This window comes from Syntrophothermus sp. (genome assembly GCF_013314835.1).
In the GTDB taxonomy this organism is placed as follows: Bacteria; Bacillota; Syntrophomonadia; order Syntrophomonadales; family Syntrophothermaceae; genus Syntrophothermus; species Syntrophothermus lipocalidus.
The window spans coordinates 1-15,416 of sequence record NZ_JABUEX010000052.1; the positions used below are offsets into that span (position 1 = coordinate 1).

Here is a 15,416-nt window from a genome sequence, read left to right on the forward strand (position 1 = left end):
TGGACTGTTTCGATTAAGAACTGGGGATTGATTCTATCCCAACTGATAATCCTGTTCAAGGAAAGAGTCGAGCCCTACCTATGATTTAGTTACTAAATGGGGTTTACACAAATAACTTGACAGACCCGAAATGCCAATTAATTTACTATTACCCCCCTCTAACTATCAATAACAATATTATTTATATTTAACCATCTGCCGACCTAAAAAATCAAATAAATACCCTGCTAACTTTTTTATTAGCCCCAAGTTTGTATCATAATAGTAATCATTTTCAAACCAGCCTTTATCTTTGAAATAGTGATAATCCGAGTACTTCTTATCTAAAACCATAACGTTTGTTCGTGCCATCCTAAACATCATCAGTCTGAACAATGAAGGCGTTGGGGGAGAGGAACGCATAAGTTCCTTGTAAAATCTTGCAGCAGCTTTTTTGATTTCCTGTATTAATTTTTTCTGTTGATTTTCAGTCATTGGATCCAATGTCGTTAAACAACTTCCTTTTGTCACTTGAAAGCCAAAGTTTTCTCCCATAACTTCCAGATATTTTTGAACATCTTTTCCACCAAAAAAGCCCTGGGTGACAATGGCTGTGAAAGTCTTGTCAAAAAATTTTGGTCGATGGTAATAATAAGCAAATCGGTCCAGAAAGTTCTTCATACGGGCTGGCACCTGAAATGCATAGATTGGGGTAGCAAAAATGACGCCATCTGAATGCTCAATCTTCTCAAGCAATTTATCCCGATCATCGTGCAAAGGACAATTTTCTTCTCCTTTATCAAAGCATGATAAGCAGCCTCTGCAATACTCAAGGTTATAATCCTTCAGGAAAACATACTCAAAGTCGATCCCAGCATATTGCTTCAAGTCTTTTTCAAACTCCTGAACTGCCTGGTAGGTTGCCTTTTTACGAGGACTCCCAATAAAAGCAGTGACTTTTTTCATAGAAGAAATCTCCCCATACTTCTTATAACCCCTTATTCACCCAATACCTCTCCGACTCCTGCAGGTGTGTACATCTAGCGTATGCAGTCTTGGAATAGCAACAAAGCCAGTTCTAGAAAACTGGCTTTCATTTTCTGGTGGAGGCGGGGGGAGTCGAACCCCCGTCCGGAAGAAAGACCAGCCGAGTCTCTCCGAGCGCAGTCTGTGTTTTGGCTTTCGCCCTCAGGCCGCCCACAGACAGGCTACCCTCAGGCTATCCCTGTGTGTTTCCCCTGAAGGCCCCCAGGGAGAAAGGCTTCCAGAGTATCCCTACTAGGTGACGCCCTGCACTGACCCGTAGGGCTGGCCAGCCGGACGTGGCAGCACTAAGCTGCCAGAGCTAATTCGTTGTTGGCAGTTATTGTTTTCCCGCCGTTTTAACGAGCTGGCGGCAACTCGGCTCGCTACTCAACCCATCTATTCCCCCGTCGAAACCATTACGCCCCCTCGTGGTTCATTTGGCCTTCATGGCCCGTTCAATCTCCCGCTTCACATCCCGCGCTACCATGTCCTCACGTTTGTCGTGCATCTTCTTGCCGCGGGCCACCGCCAGGGCCATCTTAGCTTTTCCGTCTTTGAAATATATTCGCAAAGGGACGAGCGTATAACCTTTTTTCTGAACCAAACCGTAGAGACGGTTTATCTCCCGGCGGTGTAAAAGCAGTTTCTTCGGCCGTTTAGGTTCGTGGTTAAACCTGTTGCCCTTCTCATAGGGGCTTATATGGAAGTTGTTCACCCATACTTCCCCGTCCTTGACCTCTGCATAAGCGTCCTGTATGTTCCCTTTTCCTTCTCGCAAGGACTTTACTTCGGTCCCTACCAAGCAAAGGCCGGCTTCATACGTTTCTTCAATATGATAATTATGGCGGGCTTTGCGGTTCTCAATCACTACTTTATAACCTTCCTTGCTCATTCTGAAACCCACCTTCGGCAGATAAAATAAACCCCGACTCGAGCTTGAAGCTTCTCTTTCTCCAGCCAGGGTTACTTGCATGATTTCCTTTGCTTCGCATTCCCATTATATAACACGTCGCGAGCACTCGTCAACCAAAGCCAAAGCCTTCGAGCGGCTCGCGTCTGGCGTCGCTAGCCTGCAAGTTCAAAGTCTATCTTAGCTTCGTCGATGTTCACGTTGACCAGTTGTACCCTCACCCGGTCACCGATGCGGAACCGTTTACCCGTGTGCCTGCCTGTCAAACTGAAGCTGCGGTCATCGAACTCGTAATAATCATCGGCCATAGACGACACGTGGACAAGTCCCTCAACGGTGTTCTCCAGTTCGACGAAAAGGCCGAAAGAGGTTACCGAAGAAACAACAGCGTCGAAGAATTCGCCTACGAACTGCTTCATGTACTGGGCTTTCTTCAGGTCCGCCGATTCCCGTTCCGCCTCTTCGGCTGTTATCTCTCTCAGTGTCGAGTGTTCGCCGCAAAGCGGCATCTTCATCTCCCAGGCCGTTCGTTTCTTGGCTGGTATCGCTCCCTTTTCCAGCAAGTAAGTGAGAACCCGGTGCACAACTAAGTCCGGATAACGCCGGATGGGGGAAGTGAAGTGGGTATAATGTGCAGACGCCAGGCCGAAATGGCCTAAAGGTTGCGGAGCATACCGGGCATGCCGCATCGAACGCAAGATTATAGTGCTGACCGTTCTCTCCTCCGGCCTGTCCTTTATCTTTTCAAGTATCTCCTGGAAATGCTTCGGCTGAACCTCTCGCTCTGCTACGCGGTGTCCAAACACCCCGAGTACGCGGTTCAGTTCCCTAATGCTGTCCTCGTCCGGTCTTTCGTGAACCCGGTAAAGAGTTGGAACTTTCAGACTGTACAGGTGCTCAGCCACGACTTCATTGGCCTTGATCATGAATTCCTCGATTATCATCTCGGCCAACTGCCGCTCCATCCTGGCCACGGCGACTGGCCACCCTTTTTCGTCCACAATTATCTTAGTCTCGGGAAAATCGAAGTCCAAAGCACCTTTGTCCATGCGTCGTTTTCGCAATATCCGGCAGAGTTCCCCCATGACTTCAAAATCAGGCACTAGTTCCGAGTAACGCATCCGAAGATCCGGGTCGTTTTCCAGAAGTATCTTGTTCACGTCAGTGTAGGTCATCCTCTCTTTGACCCGGATAACAGATTTGAAAATCTCGTAATTCCTTACCTCTCCTTTTTCGTCTATGTCCATAACTACACTGACTGCCAGGCGGTCCTCCCCCGCGTTGAGGCTGCATATTCCGTTTGATAGCTCTGGGGGAAGCATGGGCAGGACCCTGTCTGTAAGGTACACGCTGGTTCCTCTTCTGAAAGCTTCCTTATCCAAAACACCGCCTTCGCTCACGTAATGAGAAACATCGGCAATATGAACCCCGAGGCGATAACCCCCTTGTGTTCTTTCAATCGAAACCGCATCATCGAGGTCCTTTGCATCTTCGCCGTCAATGGTCACCATCTTCCACTCGCGAAGATCCCGCCTCTGAGCTAATTCGTCTTCGCCCGGTAAAACCGCTACCCGTCGAGCTTCTTTCACGACCTGGCTTGGGAATTCGTCTCGAAGCTGAAATTTTCTTATTATGCACAGCACATCCAGTCCTGGTTCCCCTTTACCGCCCAGTACCTCGATTATCCTGCCTTCCGGATACCGGTCCTTGTCGGGCCAAACCGTGATTTCTACCAGGACCTTATCGCCATCGTTCACCCTCATCTTAGTCTTGGGTTTGACGTAAACCGGATAGAGCAAACGCGGATCATCGGGAATGACCTGGGGCAGCGGCCTGAGTTTTCGGAACGTCCCCACCACCTGCCGGTGAGCCCTCTCTAGCGCCCGAATTACTTCGCCTTCCGGGCGCTGACCTCCCGCTCCTGTGCGGTTAATCCGCACCATCACCCGGTCGTGATGCATGGCCCCGTTGAGATCCCTTCCATAAACGAATATCTCTCCTTCGGTGTGTTCGTCAGGCCTCAGGATTCCGAATCCCCTGGGACTAATGGAAATGACGCCTCGAACGAGGTTCATCATCCGGGGCAATCCATACTTTCCCTTCCGGGTCTGGACGATATCGCCTTCCTTTTCCATCCGGCCCAACAACCGGGCAAAAGCCGTCTCATCTTTCTCGGAGACGTTCAGGGCTTCCTTAAGCTCCAGATACCCGAGGGGCCGGTAGCTCTTCTGTTCCATATAGGCGATTATCTCATCGCGGGTTATCAAATAAAATCTCCCTCACTCTCAACTTTTCCTGAATTTATAGTCCCAAGGCAGGCGCTATTGCCTGCATGCTCCTCAGAGATAATTCCAAAAACTCGGGCAAGCTCATGCCAAACTCCTCGCAGGCAGCCATCTGTTCCCGCCGGGCTCCCCGGGCAAACGACTTCTCTTTGAAGCGGTTCAGCAAAAAATCCACATCCACGACCTCCAGCTTTTTCTCCGGCCGGATAAGAGCTGCGGCCACGATGAACCCGCTTACGGGGTCCGCGGCGTACAAGGCCTTGTCAAGCAGAGACTTACGCTCCAGACCGTGGGCGTCGTTGTGGACCTTCACCGCGTAAACGATTTCTGGGGGAAGCCCCTCTTGAGCCAGCATCTCACTACCTACCAGAGAATGGCGCGACAGATCGTTAGCGGTGGAATCGTAGTCTATGTCGTGCAAAAGCCCAGCCAATCCGAACTCTTCCTCATCTTCATCGAAACGCCGGGCCACACCGCGCATTATGGCCTCCACCGCCAGGCAGTGGTTGAACAGGTTCTTGTTTTTAAGGTATCTTTTCAAAAGTTTAAGCGCTTCATCCCTAGTCATGCCGTGCGAAACCTCCCTGTTACATATGGTTGTAATGTCCTCTAATTGGTATGTTTATGAATAAACCGACATATCTCTCTAGTTATGAACGGTAACTCAGGCCCCATTGTAGCCACATGACTCGATTTTTCAAGCCATATAAGGTTTTCTTCTTGGCTCCCCACTTGGCCCCTGATAACCAGAGCACTTCGCTCCTCGATAGACTCGTCGTTCTTGGATTGAAAAATCAGAACCGGCACCTTGACGTTTTTCAAGTCCCTGACCACCTGTCTTGATAGCTCCCTAACACTCAAAAACGCCTTTACCGGTATCTCGTCATAAGCAAACCGGTCCTGTTCCCTCATAATGCGGTAGTTATCATCCAGTTTCTTGGGCATATACGGTCTGATGAACCTCAGGATGCGAGCAAACGGCACCAGGGAACCTTTGAAAAAAATAGGAGCGTTAATCGTAACTACTCCCCTTATCCCTTCTAACTCGGCCGCAGCCTTCAGGGCTAACAGTCCACCCATGGACAGCCCCACTAGAAACAGCGAACTGCAAAGAGATTGCAGACCTTCTACCTCGCCTTTCACCTTACCATACCAATCGTGCCAGGTAGTCTCATTGAGGTCAACCGGGCTCGACCCGTGCCCCGGCAATAAGGGTGCCCTCACGGTGAAGCCCTGTTGGTTCAGTCTTTCTCCCAATTCCCTCAGTTCAGATGGAGAAGAAGTAAAACCATGAATTAACAGAATGCATGTTCCTGAGTTCCCGGTTAGGAGAAACGGTTCTGCCTTGGGATGGACGTTGTCCACGATCCTCTCCTCCCCAAAACCAAAAAGGGGGTGGTATTCCCACCCCGCGCCCAAACGCCTAACTTATATGAACATGAAGAAACTTCCTACTAAGACCAGAGTAATGGTGCTTATCAGCTTGACCAGAACGTGCAAGGATGGCCCGGCTGTATCTTTGAACGGGTCACCCACTGTATCGCCTACCACCCCGGCCGCATGCGCTTCCGAACCTTTACCGCCGTAGTGTCCGAGCTCGATAAGTTTCTTGGCATTGTCCCAAGCACCGCCGCCGTTGTTGAGGTACAGCGCAACCACGACCCCGCCGATGGTACCCACCATCAGGAAAGCAGCTGCTGCCGCCGGTCCTAGCAGGATTCCGACCAGGATAGGAGTGACTACCACCAGCATACCTGGCAGAACCATTTCCTTCAAAGCCCGGGCAGTTACTATGTCTACGCAACGTCCATATTCCGGCTTAGCCTTCCCTTCCATCAACCCCGGGATCTCCCGGAACTGCCTTCTTACCTCGATAATAACCGATTGAGCGGCATTGCCCACAGCTCGGATGGCAGTCGAGCTGAAAAGAAATACCAGCATCAGGGCTACAAAAGCACCGATGAACACCTTGACGTTCCCTATGTCAACGGGCAGGTGCTTCCCTATCATCTGCAGTTCAGGGTTGGCAGCTATTTTTTCCGCAGGAAGCGCTTGCACCTTGATGACTACTTCGTCCAGGTAAGCCCGGAACAGCAAGAACGTGGCCAGAGCCGCACTGCCGATGGCGTACCCCTTGGTCAGAGCCTTACAGGTGTTGCCGCAGGCATCCAACCGGTCTGTTCTTAAGCGAACCGTCTCGGGTGCCCCAGACATCTCGGCGATCCCCCCGGCATTGTCGGTAATCGGTCCGAAGGTGTCCATAGCCAGTATAAACGCACAGGTCGATAGCATGCCCATAGTGGCTACGGCAGTCCCGTAAAGACCGCCTTCGGCTCCAAGCCCGCTAGTTGCCCCTAAGGTATATGCGCCGTAAATCGCTGCCGAGATGAATATTACGGGCAGGGCAACGCTTTCCATCCCTACAGCAGTTCCCTGAATAATGGTGGTTGCAGGTCCGGTAGTACAAGCCTTGGCGATCTCTTTTACTGGTCGGAAATGAATGTCTGTATAGTACTGGGTCAAGAGAACAAAAATATAGCTCAAGGCAACTCCGATGATGGCGCACCAGAAGAAGTTCATGGATTTTATGGCTTGACCGGTCTCGGGATTGACGCCGGTCAGCATGTTGTTGACCACGTAGTAGAGGAAGATTACACAGAACAGGGTTGTCACGAAGTACCCGCGGTTTAGGGCCCACATCGGGTCTTCGTTTTCTTTCCCGCGCACGCACATGATGCCGATTATGGAGGCGATAATCCCGAAAGCACGGGCCACCAGTGGGAACAATAAACCATTAACCCCGAATACAGGGTACAAAGCGATTCCTAAAACCATCGCCCCTATGTTCTCAGCTGCCGTGGATTCAAACAGGTCGGCTCCACGACCGGCACAGTCCCCAACGTTATCCCCAACCAGGTCAGCCACCACTGCCGGGTTGCGGGGGTCGTCTTCGGGAATCCCGGCCTCTACCTTCCCTACGATGTCCGCTCCCACGTCAGCTGCCTTCGTATAGATCCCGCCGCCCAGCTGGGCAAACAAAGCCACAAAACTGGCGCCGAATCCGTACCCAACTATGAGTAGAGGGGCAATTTCCGGATTGGTTCTGCCCCCGTAAGCCGTGAACAGGCCCCATACACCCAGGAGGCTCAGAGCGGTAACCGCCAAGCCTGTTACAGCTCCGCCCCGGAACGAAGCCTTAAGAGAGTCTGGGAAGCTACGCAAGGCTCCTGCTGCAGCCCTTATGTTTGAGTTAACAGCCACGTACATGCCAATAAACCCTGCGATAGCCGAGCAAGTAGCTCCCAGGAAAAAGGCCAGGGCTGTACGGTATCCTATGACCACCTGTTTGCCTTCGGGCCCTACCGTCTGCTTCGATGTAACAAAGTACAGTAGAACGGCCACCACCACGGCCAGGGTCATAATCGTCCCGTACTGTCTTCTAAGAAAGGCATAAGCGCCTTCCCGAATGGCATCGGCAACATTCTGCATATCTGCCGTGCCCCGGTCCATCTTGAATATGCTCCATGTCAAATAAGCGACGAACAACAAGGCGAATATGCCTGATACCGGAATGATTGCAGTTACATCCATTGCTACTGGTTTCACCCTTTCTTAAGTTGTGATATCCGTTATCCCATCAGCGCCAGAGTTAGCGTAAGGATCATAAAAAGTACGGCCAGAACGGTTGTGAGCCGGTTGAGTAATTCGTCCAGCCCCTTGCTCTTCTTACGCCCGAATATGGCTTCGGCCCCGCCGGCAATAGCCCCAGAAATACCCGCGCTGCGACCTGATTGCAGGATAACCGTGGAGATCAACCCGAGCCCCACCAGCACCTGCAAAGCTGTAACTATGATTTTGAGCAATAACTTCACCTCCTGTGCCAAGACTAGTCCAAACTAAACACATTGTAGCACACGCGGGTGCAAAAATGTATTCATTTTTGTAAATTATAGAAAACCCCCAACCCACGATACAGCCCGATATCGCTTAATTCTTCTTCTATCCGCAATAGCTGGTTGTATTTCGCTACCCGGTCAGTCCTGGCCGGAGCCCCGGTCTTTATCTGCCCTACGTTGGTCGCTACTACCAGGTCAGCGATGAAGGTGTCCTCGGTTTCCCCTGAACGGTGGGATACTACACAGGTGTAACCGGCTCTTTTAGCCATTTCAATCGTATCCAAGGTCTCAGTGACCGTGCCTATCTGATTCAGTTTGATAAGTATGCTGTTGGCCACACCCTTTTTTATTCCTGTGGTAAAACGCTGGGGATTGGTTACGAAAATATCATCTCCGACGATCTGAATCTTCTTGCCCAGCTTACGGGTGAGCTTTTTCCACCCCTCCCAGTCTTCTTCCTGCAGCCCGTCTTCCAGGGATATGATAGGATACTTACGCACAAGGCCATCGTAAAACTCGACCACCCCATCGGCGGTCAGCTCTTGGCCGGTGCTGGCAAAAACGTATTTCCCGTCCTTGAAAATCTCATTGGCAGCAACATCCAGTCCCAGGTAAATATCCTTCCCCGGCTTGTACCCCGCCGTTTCAATAGCCTCCAAAATTACTTCAATCGCGGCTTCATTCGAAGGCAAGTTGGGAGCAAATCCTCCTTCATCCCCGATGGAAGTAGAAAACCCTTTTTTACTCAATACCTTCTTCAGGGTATGGTAGACCTCCACCCCCATGCGCAGGGCCTCGGCAAAAGAAGTAGCTCCTACCGGTAGGATCAAGAATTCTTGAATGTCCACATTATTATCCGCGTGCTTGCCGCCGTTCAAGATGTTCATTTGCGGGATCGGCAGTTCTTTGGCGTTTACGCCGCCCAGGTACTGGTAAAGCGGCATGGATAGGTAGGAAGCAGCAGCCCGCGCCACAGCCATCGACACGCCTAAGATAGCGTTAGCTCCCAGCTTGCCCTTGTTGTCAGTCCCATCGAGGTCAATCATCAACCGGTCAATCCCCACCTGGTCGAGCGCATCCATCCCCACAACCTCCGGGGCGATGACCGTGTTGACGTTATCCACCGCATTCAGCACGCCTTTGCCGCCGAAACGCTCTGCGTCCCCATCCCGCAGTTCCACCGCCTCAAAAGCACCAGTGGACGCGCCGGAAGGAACCGCAGCCCGTCCCATGGTCCCATCTTCTAAAAGGACCTCGACCTCCACCGTCGGGTTTCCCCGCGAATCCAGTATCTCTCTGGCGTAAATCTCGGTGATAATGCTCACTTTCACTCTCTCCTTCCTAAGTTGTTAGTTAATTGGCCACAGATGCACACAGATGTTCACTGATATACACAGATTATTTTCTATTGACGATTTTCTGGGTCACACAAAAAAGGAACCAGGTTTTCATTCTCTAATGGTGGCACTGTCACGTGTCATGGGGATCTGCGTCTAACACTGAATCAAATTTTTCCCCGTCATTTCCGCAGGAACCGGCAGATCCAGCAAGGCAAGCATGGTGGGAGCGATGTCCCGTAGGGAACCCCCTGAACGCAAGCGGCACTTACGGTGCTCTTCGCTGACCAAAATAAAGGGCACTTGGGAACAGGTATGGGCCGTGTGAGGTTCTTCGGTCCCCGGTTCACACATGGTTTCCGCGTTGCCATGGTCTGCGGTTACCAGCGTTATCCCTCCAGCCGCCTGTACCGCCCCCACCACCCGGCCCAGGCATTCATCTACCGCTTTGATGGCCTGAACCGCTGCTTCCAGTACCCCGGTATGGCCAACCATGTCAGGGTTGGCGTAATTCATGATAATGACGTCGTACCTGCCCTTCCTTATTTCTTCGATTACCCTGTCCGTGACCTCGTAGGCGCTCATCTCCGGCTTGAGATTATAGGTAGGCACTCGCGGAGACGGGATAAGAATTCGGTCCTCGCCGGGGTTAGGCTCTTCTACCCCTCCATTGAAAAAGAAGGTAACGTGCGCATATTTTTCGGTCTCGGCGATGCGCAATTGGACAAGACCAGCCTCCGACAAGACTTCTCCTAAGGTGTTCGACAGGTTTTGTGGGCCAAAGGCAACAGGTGCCTCTATGGTTACATCGTACTGGGTCATGCAGACAAAGTAGGTCCGGGGAAACACCGGGCGCGTGAAACCACTAAAATCACGGTCAACAAAAGCCCTGGTTATCTGACGAGCCCGATCTGCTCTAAAGTTGAAGAATATAATGGAATCGCCGTCTGTCACCAATGCTACTGGTTTCCCTTCAGCGTCTACGATCACCGTCGGCTCCACGAATTCGTCGGTAACCCGAAGTTCGTACGACTGCTGTACCGCAGCCCGCGCATTGGCGGCTTTGACTCCCTCTCCCTTTACCATAGCCAGGTAAGCTTTTTCCACCCGTTCCCAATTCTTATCGCGGTCCATGGCCCAGTATCGCCCCATAACCGTAGCGATGCGGCCTACGCCCAGCGTTTCCATCTTCTCTTCCAATGCTCTTATGTAACTTAAAGCACTGGATGGTGGTACATCCCTACCGTCTAAGAAACAGTGGACAAATACCTGATCAATTCCTTTTTTGCGGCACAGCTCGAGAAGAGCAAAGATATGCTCCAGGTGGCTATGAACCCCTCCGTCCGACACCAACCCCATAAGGTGAACGGCCCCACCCTTTTTCCGCGCCTGCTCCAGCGCCTCCCCTAATACAGGGTTTTCAAAAAATGAACCGTCTTCGATGGCCTCGGTGATGCGGGTTATCTCTTGGTATACTATCCTTCCCGCTCCTATGTTCAGATGCCCGACTTCCGAGTTCCCCATCTGCCCTTCCGGCAATCCCACCGACCGGCCAGAAGCTTGTAAACAGGTGAAGGGGTATTCCCGTTTTAGACGGTAGAAGTTCTCCGGATTAGCCAATGTAATGGCGTTAGATGGGCAAGCCTCAGCCATCCCCCACCCGTCGAGAATCATCAACACCAATGGTCTAGCTACCATAGACTGATTCCTCCGTCTGCTTCACGATGTCTGCAAGAGAACGAGCTTCAAGGCTTGCTCCCCCTACCAGAGCCCCGTCAATATCGGGTTGGGCGACGAAACCTCCTATATTGCCAGGGTTCACACTACCTCCGTACAATATCCTCATCTCTTGCGCGACTTCCACCCCAAAAAGACTGCCTAGTTCATCCCGGATTAAGCGGCTCATTTCCTGGGCATCCTGGGGCGAAGCGTTCACCCCCGTTCCGATGGCCCAGACCGGCTCGTAGGCTATAACCAGGTGGGGCCGCAAGAGTTCGACCCCTTTTAATCCTTCCTCCAACTGCCGCCGGACTACTGAAACCGCCCTCCCCTCTTCCCGCTCGGCCAAGGTCTCGCCGACACACATAATGGGACAAAGCCCGCTGGCCAAAGCCCTTTTGACCTTACGGTTGACGGCCGTGTCATCCTCACCCAATACATAACGCCGCTCTGAGTGACCGATTATCACATACTTTGCCCCTGTCTCCAGAAGCATCCCTGGCGATATCTCTCCGGTGTAAGCACCCCATTCCTCCCAAAACATGTCCTGGGCCCCCGCTTCGATACCAGTGCCTCTGAGCCTCTCTCCCAACGAATAGAGGGCAGTAAAAGGGGGACATATTACTATCTCTATCCCCTTGCGGTCTTCACCCAGCATCCCTATAAACTCTTCAGCGAACTGTAGACTGTCTTTTACAGTTTTATGCATTTTCCAATTAGCAGTGATAATAGGTAGTCTCACTCGTTGCCTCACCCCACGAACTGGTAACCTTCACAGCTGGCTACCCCTGGCAAAACCTTGCCCTCTAAAAACTCTAAAGTAGCACCTCCTCCGGTCGAGATATGAGTCATCTTGTCCTCCAGCCCTAAACGAGCTATGATGGCCAAAGAATCTCCTCCACCTACTACGCTTACAGCACCTGATGCCGCTACCGCCCTTGCTACCTCCTCGGTACCCCGAGCAAACCTTTCGTATTCGTAAACACCCATAGGCCCGTTCCAGATTATATTGTGGGCCGATTTGATAGTCTCGCCGAATAGCCGGGCGGTCTCGCTACCGATATCCACAATGATCCATCCCTCAGGGACCTGGTCTACTTTTACTTCCCGGCTCTGGGCATCGGCCGCCAAACGATCCGCCACCACCACATCGACTGGCAGCAACACTCTTATCCTTTTTTCTTCGGCTTCTTTCAGAAGCGAACGAGCAAAATCCAAAAGTTTGTCTTCACACAAAGAATTTCCTATATAGTATCCTTTAGCCTTGAGAAAAGTATTTGCCATTCCTCCACCGATTATAATCGCGTCGACCTTGTCGAGCATGTTCTGTAATAACCCCATTTTATCCGACACCTTGGCCCCGCCAATGATGGCCACCCTTGGACTCTCCGAGCTTTCCATTACGCTGCGCAGCATCTTTACCTCTTTTTCCATCAGAAACCCGGCAGCGCTGGGGAGATACCGGGTAACCCCGGCCGTAGAAGCATGTGCCCGGTGAGCCGTGCCAAACGCGTCGTTAACGAACACGTCGCCCAAAGCCGCTAATTGAGCGGCAAACTCCGGATCATTCTTTTCTTCGCCCGCATGGAACCGTACATTTTCCAGCAGCACCACTTGTCCTGGCTGCATCTGCGCCACTGCATCTTCTACCTCTTTCCCGACACAGTCCGGAAGTTTCTTAACCTCCTGCCCCAACAAAGTACTAAGGTGCTGGGCAACCTTGTCCAAACGGTAAGCTTCCACCACTTTCCCGTCAGGACGTCCTAAGTGGCTCATCAAAATCACTTTGGCCCCTTGGTCAATCAGGTAACGGATAGTTGGGAGAGAAGCCTTTATGCGAGCATCGTCGAGGATGTTTCCCTGTTTATCAGTCGGAACATTGAAGTCCACCCTGACCAGTACCCTTTTCCCTTTGACATCTATGTCCTTAAGACCCCGCAAAGCCGAACACCTCCTGCTATAAGCCTTTTTGTCCTAGTAAAGCAACGACATCAACCACTCGGCTCGAATAACCCCATTCATTGTCATACCATCCTACGACTTTTACCATGTTTCTTTCCACCACCATGGTAGAAAGCGCATCGAAGATGCAAGAACTGGGATTACCGTTGAAGTCTTTTGACACCAACGGTTCATCGCAGTATTCAATTATGCCCTTCATAGGCCCCTCACTAGCTACCTTGACCGCAAGATTTATTTCCTCTACTGTTGCCGGCTGCTTCACCTCAGCTACCAAGTCCACCAGTGAAACATTGGGGGTTGGTACCCTTATGGCCATCCCGTTCAGTTTACCCTTAAGCTCAGGTATGACCAGTCCGATGGCTCTAGCCGCTCCGGTTGTAGTGGGAACTATAGAAAGGGCTGCGGCTCGAGCCCGGCGTAGATCCTTGTGGGCAAGATCCAGTATCCGCTGGTCGTTCGTATATGAATGCACGGTCGTCATCAGCCCTTTTACGATTCCAAACCGTTCATGTACGACCTTGGTCAAAGGAGCAAGACAGTTCGTGGTACAAGAAGCGTTGGATATCACATGGTGAGCCTGCGGGTCATATGCCGAATCGTTGACTCCTATCACTAGAGTGATATCAGCGTTATCGGCAGGCGCAGTAATTACCACTTTCTTAGCCCCGCCCTTGAAATGCGCACTCGCCTTGGCCTTATCCGTGAAACGCCCGGTCCCTTCCACCACCACTTCTACCCCTAAATCGGCCCACGGGATCTTACCTGGATCTGACTCCTGCAAGTACTTTATACGTATGTCCCCGATCACCAGATCACTGCCCTCTACCCCAACCTTTTCCGGGTAAATACCGTGAACCGAATCGTACTTGAAAAGATGGGCCGAACTCTTAGCATCACCCAGATCATTTACTGCCACAACCTCGATGTCTTGACGCGTTAAGGCTACTCGGGTAAAAAGACGCCCTATCCTGCCAAAACCATTAACACCAACTTTTACGGCCACTCTCATCACCCTTTCTGTAATATCTTCCGCGCGGCGCCCTCATCGGTAACGAGAACACCCCGCCTGTGATTCCGCAAAACAGCAGCTATAGCTTCTGCCTTGTTGCTTCCTCCCGCCACCGCGATTACCTTTTTCAACCCTCCCATATCCTCAAACTCTATACCTATCCCCGGTTGTGAGTACACTATCTGCCCTTCTCTGTTGAAATAATAACGGAGAACTTCTCCCACCGCCCCTCTCTCTTCCAGTACCTGCAACCCTTCGGGAGAAAGGCCCCTGCGAGCTGCCATTTCCAAGGCTACTCCTATCCCATGCACCAGAATATTGCAAGATTTGACCAATTCTACCACTTCTTTAATGCGGGCGTCTTTCTTCAAGCTCTCTAAAAGGGACTCCTCCAGGTTGTCAGGTAAATGCAGTAACCGATACTCGGCGCCGATAGCCTTGGCTATTCTGGCTGCCACCACATTGGCCTGTTCCTCAACCTCGCCTCCCAACCCGCCTCGAGCTGGAACCACCAGCACGTCGCGGGCAGTCACTACCCCTGACATTGAATGAGCAACTTCCGCCAAAGTCGTTCCCCCGGTAACTGCCACCCGGCACCCGTCATACAGGGACTCCTTCAGGCACCTAGCTGCTGCCCTCCCTATGTCCTTCTTGGCGTAAATGTCGCGCGACGAATCCCCGGGAACAATGATGACCTGTTCTAGCGAGAATTCTTCCTGCAGCTGCGCTGCTAGGGTGTTCAATTTTTCCAGATAGCATATAATCTCGTCTGCCTCTTCTATAAGTTCTCTACCGTATTCGGTCAAACTTATCCCCGAAGGCGATATAACCAGTGCTCCCTTTTCCCTTAGGTTTTCTACCTCACCCCGAACTGACCGCTCTGAACAGCCAATTCTTTTGGCTATTTGTCTGCGACCGACCGGCTGGTGGTGTAGGATCTCTCTTAGTATGCTGTAACGCAGCTTCACTATATACAGGAGTTCGGGAGCAATACGCTCCAAAACCAAAACCATCTTTTCCATCCGTTCATCTCCCGTCCGGAACTGCCCCAGAGGGTCAATCCCGTCCCATCGCACCCGCGCTAGCACAAAATGCTATCACAAACCAAATATATTATAACACATTCAGCCGGATGTTAGTCTTTTTTACACCCTAATCGAAATACAAAATCGAGTAGGAGGGGGCGGCTAACCCCCGTCCTCTCACACCACCGTACGTACCGTTCGGTATACGGCGGTTCATGAAACACTACAGAGTTTCCGATATGTCTCATACAAGCTGATTAGTCCTTGG

General features: G+C 51.5%; 13 protein-coding genes and 1 other RNA gene. All 14 read right to left on the reverse strand.

The features are described 5' to 3' along the window. Nucleotides 1-177 precede the first annotated feature (177 nt). The 14 genes from HPY90_RS12480 to HPY90_RS12545 all read right to left on the reverse strand — a co-directional run bounded on the left by HPY90_RS12480 (nt 178) and on the right by HPY90_RS12545 (nt 15,145). Nucleotides 178-945: a flavodoxin family protein gene (locus HPY90_RS12480; RefSeq protein ID WP_287194927.1), complete on the reverse strand. Its 768-nt coding sequence runs from the start codon at nt 943-945 to the stop codon at nt 178-180. A gap of 135 nt (nt 946-1,080) precedes the next feature. After that, nucleotides 1,081-1,431, reverse strand: a transfer-messenger RNA (tmRNA) gene (gene ssrA / locus HPY90_RS12485). Between the two features lie 7 nt (nt 1,432-1,438). Continuing rightward, nucleotides 1,439-1,897, reverse strand: coding sequence for an SsrA-binding protein SmpB (gene smpB, locus HPY90_RS12490; protein WP_013175998.1), 459 nt, complete (start codon nt 1,895-1,897; stop codon nt 1,439-1,441). 173 nt (nt 1,898-2,070) lie between these two features. Beyond that, nucleotides 2,071-4,182: a ribonuclease R gene (gene rnr / locus HPY90_RS12495; RefSeq protein ID WP_287194929.1), complete on the reverse strand. Its 2,112-nt coding sequence runs from the start codon at nt 4,180-4,182 to the stop codon at nt 2,071-2,073. A 34-nt stretch (nt 4,183-4,216) separates the two neighbouring features. Further along, complete coding sequence (locus HPY90_RS12500; protein WP_287194931.1) at nt 4,217-4,768, reverse strand: HD domain-containing protein; 552 nt, start codon at nt 4,766-4,768, stop codon at nt 4,217-4,219. Between the two features lie 41 nt (nt 4,769-4,809). Next, nucleotides 4,810-5,565: an alpha/beta hydrolase gene (locus HPY90_RS12505; RefSeq protein WP_287194933.1), complete on the reverse strand. Its 756-nt coding sequence runs from the start codon at nt 5,563-5,565 to the stop codon at nt 4,810-4,812. A gap of 63 nt (nt 5,566-5,628) precedes the next feature. Then, a complete protein-coding gene (locus tag HPY90_RS12510) occupies nt 5,629-7,791 on the reverse strand; it encodes a sodium-translocating pyrophosphatase (RefSeq protein ID WP_287194935.1) in 2,163 nt (720 codons plus the stop codon). A gap of 38 nt (nt 7,792-7,829) precedes the next feature. Then, nucleotides 7,830-8,063, reverse strand: a complete 234-nt coding sequence (gene secG / locus HPY90_RS12515) for a preprotein translocase subunit SecG (protein ID WP_013176003.1) — start codon at nt 8,061-8,063, stop codon at nt 7,830-7,832. A gap of 71 nt (nt 8,064-8,134) precedes the next feature. Beyond that, on the reverse strand, nt 8,135-9,421 hold the full coding sequence (eno, locus tag HPY90_RS12520; protein WP_287194938.1) for a phosphopyruvate hydratase: 1,287 nt from the start codon (nt 9,419-9,421) through the stop codon (nt 8,135-8,137). A 168-nt stretch (nt 9,422-9,589) separates the two neighbouring features. Beyond that, nucleotides 9,590-11,131 carry a 2,3-bisphosphoglycerate-independent phosphoglycerate mutase gene (gpmI, locus tag HPY90_RS12525; RefSeq protein ID WP_287194940.1) on the reverse strand — a complete coding sequence of 514 codons (1,542 nt, stop codon included), beginning with the start codon at nt 11,129-11,131 and terminating at the stop codon, nt 9,590-9,592. After that, nucleotides 11,121-11,894, reverse strand: a complete 774-nt coding sequence (tpiA, locus tag HPY90_RS12530) for a triose-phosphate isomerase (RefSeq protein ID WP_287194941.1) — start codon at nt 11,892-11,894, stop codon at nt 11,121-11,123. Before tpiA ends, gpmI begins: the two co-directional genes overlap by 11 nt. A gap of 8 nt (nt 11,895-11,902) precedes the next feature. Further along, nucleotides 11,903-13,093 carry a phosphoglycerate kinase gene (locus tag HPY90_RS12535; RefSeq protein WP_287194943.1) on the reverse strand — a complete coding sequence of 397 codons (1,191 nt, stop codon included), beginning with the start codon at nt 13,091-13,093 and terminating at the stop codon, nt 11,903-11,905. A 16-nt stretch (nt 13,094-13,109) separates the two neighbouring features. After that, entirely contained in the window at nt 13,110-14,117 is a 1,008-nt protein-coding gene (gene gap, locus HPY90_RS12540; RefSeq protein ID WP_041433584.1) for a type I glyceraldehyde-3-phosphate dehydrogenase, read from the reverse strand. Nucleotides 14,118-14,122: 5 nt separating this feature from the next. After that, on the reverse strand, nt 14,123-15,145 hold the full coding sequence (locus HPY90_RS12545) for a sugar-binding transcriptional regulator (RefSeq protein ID WP_013176009.1): 1,023 nt from the start codon (nt 15,143-15,145) through the stop codon (nt 14,123-14,125). Between the last annotated feature and the right edge of the window lie 271 nt (nt 15,146-15,416).

Excerpts from the sequence above, each read along its gene's own strand:
- gpmI (WP_287194940.1), bottom strand. The coding sequence starts at position 11,131 with ATGGTAGCTAGACCATTGGTGTTGATGATTCTCGACGGGTGGGGGATG.
- HPY90_RS12545 (WP_013176009.1), bottom strand. The coding sequence starts at position 15,145 with ATGGAAAAGATGGTTTTGGTTTTGGAGCGTATTGCTCCCGAACTCCTG.
- HPY90_RS12510 (WP_287194935.1), bottom strand. The coding sequence starts at position 7,791 with ATGGATGTAACTGCAATCATTCCGGTATCAGGCATATTCGCCTTGTTG.
- smpB (WP_013175998.1), bottom strand. The coding sequence starts at position 1,897 with ATGAGCAAGGAAGGTTATAAAGTAGTGATTGAGAACCGCAAAGCCCGC.
- HPY90_RS12500 (WP_287194931.1), bottom strand. The coding sequence starts at position 4,768 with ATGACTAGGGATGAAGCGCTTAAACTTTTGAAAAGATACCTTAAAAAC.
- HPY90_RS12480 (WP_287194927.1), bottom strand. The coding sequence starts at position 945 with ATGAAAAAAGTCACTGCTTTTATTGGGAGTCCTCGTAAAAAGGCAACC.